This window comes from Amycolatopsis rhizosphaerae, assembly GCF_007713715.1.
GTDB lineage: Bacteria > Actinomycetota > Actinomycetes > Mycobacteriales > Pseudonocardiaceae > Amycolatopsis_E > Amycolatopsis_E rhizosphaerae.
Genome location: NZ_VJWX01000636.1, coordinates 1 through 3,554, shown reverse-complemented (window position 1 = coordinate 3,554; position 3,554 = coordinate 1). Strand labels below are relative to the sequence as shown.

Sequence of the window (3,554 nt, the reverse complement as noted above, 5' to 3'; positions counted from 1 at the left end):
CGCCGCCCCTGTGGCTGCACCGCCGGTGCCGATGGCGCCGTCAACACTGCCGCCACTGCCACCGCTGCCCGTCGGACAAATCTCGCCGCCGTACGTGGACGGGGACGGGGCGTGGCACCAGGGCGGGCTCACGCTGACGCCCGAGGTCAACCGGGTGGTGGACGAGTTCCTGTCCCGGCTCGAGGAGGCCGCGCACGGCAGCACCGGAGACAGCAGCGGAGACAGCAGCGAAACGGCCGGTATCCGGAGCCGGTTGCGGGAGCTGGCCCGGGACATCCCCGGGGTCCGGTTCGAAGACCCGGCCCACGAACTCGAACCGGCCGACCGGATCAAGCAGGAACTCGCGGAAAGGCTGGCGGCCGAGAACGGGCTCGATCCGTTGCGGGCGCTGCGGGAAATTCCCGATGCCATCCGGTACACCGTCTCCGTGCCCACCGGGGACTACACCGCCGACGTGCGGGAACTCCAGTCCCGGCTCGCCGCGGCCGGCTACGAACCGGTGGAGCTGCGGAACGGCTGGCTGGACGGTGGTGAGGACCGCACCGGCATCACCGCCCGGTGGCGGGAACCGGAGACCGGGGTGATCTTCGGGGTCGAGTACCATACGCCGGAAAGCTGGCAGGCCCAGGCCGCGCGAAATGCCTTCGAGCACGCGAACGACCAGCAGATTCCGCAGGGGGAGCGGGAGTCCCCGGCACCGCCCCGGGGTGAACACCTCCGCCCGGTCGAGACCCCGCGGGGAGTGGAGGAGATCACCGATGTCCGCTGACCTCCGCCACCGCAGCCCGATCGTCCACATCAGACATCTCACCGTCCTCGCCGGACCGGTCGGCCCCCTGTGCGGCCGCGAAAGGATCAAGTAGTGGAAGCGGCTGAAGCGATCGCGAAGGTCGAGGGGTGGCTGCGCGAGGTCCACGCGCAGAGCCCGAATCCCGTCCGCGTCGACTCCGGCGAGGTGCGGCGCGTACCCGAAGGCTGGTTCGTGCCGTACGACTCGGTGGCCTTTCTCGACGAGGGCAAAGTCGAGAAGCGAATCTTCCCGCCGCCCGCGCTGATCGTCCGTGAACCCGACGGCGCGCTGCGGATGTCGAATCCCCGGCAGGGCGGGCTGAGCATCCCGGCCACGATCCCCGGCCGCCCCTACGATCGCGAGGTCGTCCACCCCGACTACGTGGCGGCCGGGCTGGGCAGGCTGGGCGTGGCACCCCGCGCGGTGATCGGCTGGGAGCAGATCGACGCCGAGGGGAACAAGACCGGTTCGCGGATGAACCCGGCCTACGTCGCCGGTCCGATCGAGCGCGCCTATCCCGCCCCGCACAACCGGTTGGAGACGCTCGTCCTCTTCGCCAAGGCCCACTGGCTCGACCGGGACAAGTTCCTCGTCGGCCTCGGCGAATGCGAGGTGTTCATCGACGCGGACCCGGTCGACGACCGGCCCATCCCCCACTACTGGGACGCGCAGCGGCGGATCCTGCGGGTGTTCAGCGCGTTCCGCACCCTGCCGCCCCAGTCCCGCGGCTACCGGCGGACGGACATCGCGACCCTGGCCGACAACCTGACGGGCGGCACCGTGCTCATCGACGTCGGCTGGGACGACATCGAGGTGCGGGTCGAGGAGATCGTCGAGAGCCTGTCCCGGTTTCCGCGGGCCGCGCCCCGCGTCAGCCTCGCCGGTCCACTGCCCGAACTCGACGAGCACCTGCCCGACCTCGCCCGGCGCACCGCGGGCGAACTCGGCCTCGCCGAACCGCGGTTCCTGCCGGAAGGTGCGGCGGGCCAGGCCAGGCAACGGGGTTTCGAGCTGACCTACGAGGAATGCTGGCGCACGGTGCTCGGGCTCAACTGGCTGAAACGACTGGAACAGCCGTTTCAGGGCCGGCGCCCGCCTGCCGCGGAAATCGGGCTCACCTTCCGGTACCGGGCCGACGGTACGACCTGCCCGGCACTTCAAACCCACGGGAAGTACCACCTGGAACAGGCCGACGAGGTGCGTTACGGCTGGCACCGGGTCCTGGGGGCCTACGTCGGGTTCGCCATCGGCGAGGCGCTCGGTTCCGCCGTGGACACGTTGTCCCTCGCCGCGATCCGCGAACAGTTCGGCCCCCGGGGGCTGGCCGGGTACGCGCGGGCCTACGACCGCGTGGGGCAGCTCGGGCCGCTGACCCAGCAGTTGCTGTTCCTCACCGAGGGTGCCATCCGCGGCCCGCACCGGGAGGCCCCGGACGAAGAACACCGGCTGCCCAAGGCCATCGCCAACGCCTGGCGCCGCTGGGTGCACACCCAGGGCATCCCGTTCGCCAAGGGGGACGGCTGGCTGCTCCGGGTGCCCTCGCTGTACGACCGCCGCCGTCCCGATCCCGCCGAGTTCGCCGCGGCGAGCTCACTGGTCCTCGGCACGCCGATGCCGCGGCTCACCGGGCCCGGCGCGCTGCTCGCCGCACTGCCCGCCGCGCTGACCCAGGCGGATTCCGAAACCGGCTCGGCCCGCCGGGCCGCCCGCCTGATCGCCGGGGTGACCCACCGCGACGAGACCGACCTGGCGGCCACGGTGTTCCTCGCGAAGGTCTTCCAGCACGCGCTCGCCAAGGATCGCGATGGCCTCCCGCCCTGGGTTACCACCCGCAGGGTGCTCGACGAGGACGATCCCGGGCAGCAGGGGCCGGAATGGGACGCGATCCGCGAGATGGTCCGCGAGGCGGTTCCCGACTACCACGCGGAACCCGCCCCGGGCCTGCGCACGGTGGAACAGATCGGGGACGGCTACTCGACGCTCTCGGTCCTTGGCCGTGTGTTCGCCGCGGTGAGCGGATGTGAGAACAAGCCGGAGAAGGCCCTGCTGCGCGCGGTGAACCATTCGGGGCGCAGCGGGCTGACCGGGGCACTCGCCGGGGCGCTCATCGGTGCCAGGAGCGGGCTGCCCGGGCTGCCCGAGGAGTGGGTGGCGGCACTCGAACTCCGTGAGCTGATCGAAAATCTCGCCTCGGACGCCTTCTTCCACTTCGACCGGGTTTCCGCGCCGTCGACCAGGCCGGACGAGTGGAAGCAGCGGTATCCGCGATGGTGACAGGGGGAACGAACATGGCCGGCCACGTCCCGGAAACGGCCTACGAGGAGATCCCGGTCGTGGACTCCGAATGGGACTACTCCGTGCTGCCCGGGCAGGAACCGCCCGAGCAGGCGATCCTGCGCTGGGAACGGGTTTCGATCGACCGGCTGCCGAACGGGCCGTCCCGCCCGAATCCGGCGTACACCGAGGGGCCGGTGTGGCAGGGGTACCCGTACCCGCTGAACCGGGTGGACGCGCTGGTGAACTACGTCAACGGGCGCTGGATCAGCAGGCGTACGTTCGTCCAGCAGTTGCTCGACTGCGAGGTCTTCGTGCACCTGTCGGAGACCTACCGGCCCAGCAGCATCAACGGCGCGATCCCACTGCCGGTCTTCGGATCACTGGACCGCGTTTCGGAACCCTTTCCCCGCCTGGTGCGCACCCAGCTCAAGGTCTTGCGGCGGGATGCGCATGCCCGCACGGAGCCGGTCCTCAACTACGGCCACCC

2 protein-coding genes and 1 pseudogene are annotated in these 3,554 nt (G+C 70.9%); all 3 read left to right on the top strand.

Translation table 11 applies throughout. The features are described 5' to 3' along the window. The coding region (locus FNH05_RS34630) for a hypothetical protein (protein ID WP_222426800.1) at positions 1-769 on the top strand (769 nt) is incomplete at its 5' end. 93 nt (positions 770-862) lie between these two features. Next, a complete protein-coding gene (locus FNH05_RS34625) occupies positions 863-3,064 on the top strand; it encodes an ADP-ribosylglycohydrolase family protein (protein WP_144593067.1) in 2,202 nt (733 codons plus the stop codon). A gap of 14 nt (positions 3,065-3,078) precedes the next feature. Next, positions 3,079-3,554, top strand: a pseudogene (locus tag FNH05_RS34620) (hypothetical protein); the annotation flags it as partial.